The organism is Seonamhaeicola marinus (assembly GCF_008085455.1).
In genome coordinates this window covers 1-570 of the sequence record NZ_VSDQ01000588.1, presented here as the reverse complement: position 1 = coordinate 570, position 570 = coordinate 1, and the positions used below count along the sequence as shown (strand labels likewise).

Annotated in this window: 1 protein-coding gene and 1 pseudogene; both read left to right on the top strand. The window is 33.5% G+C overall.

Annotation, left to right across the window (positions count from 1 at the left end):
• Positions 1–225: pseudogene (locus FUA24_RS10660) on the top strand (cell division protein FtsZ); the annotation flags it as partial.
• A gap of 144 nt (positions 226–369) precedes the next feature.
• Positions 370–570: GatB/YqeY domain-containing protein (locus FUA24_RS10655; RefSeq protein WP_187388245.1), on the top strand; the 201-nt coding region annotated here is incomplete at its 3' end.

Genomic DNA, 570 nt, shown 5'->3' with positions numbered 1-570 from the left:
GCTGAAGAGCGCAGACGTAAAATGAAGGATTTCAATTATAAATTTAATAATGCCAAAATTGATGATATTGAAAAAGTACCAGCATACAAACGTCAAGGATTAGATATTAGCCAAACCAAATCATCATCTGATACTGATATGTCTCGAACCAGTGTAGGTTTAGATGATAATGACGACATCCAATTAAGAAGTAATAATTCTTTTTTACATGACAATGTCGATTGATTTTTTCCTACTTAAATAGTTATGAACCCGAAAAGCAACTCTCACCTTTTCGGGTTTTAGTTTTTATATAGGGTTTAAACAAGATGTATTTCTTATCAAATAATAGCGCAATTTATTATCTTCGCACTCTAAAAAAATAAAGAAATGAGTTTACAGCAAGACGTAATGACGGCTTTAAAAGAAGCAATGAAAGCCAAAGACCAAACAGCTTTAACAGCTTTAAGAGCCGTAAAATCGGCCATACTTTTAGCTAAAACTGAAAGCGGTGCAGGCGATGAGTTAACTGAAGAGCAAGAGCTAAAACTATTGCAAAAGCAAGTTAAACAACGTAAAGATAGTGCAGCT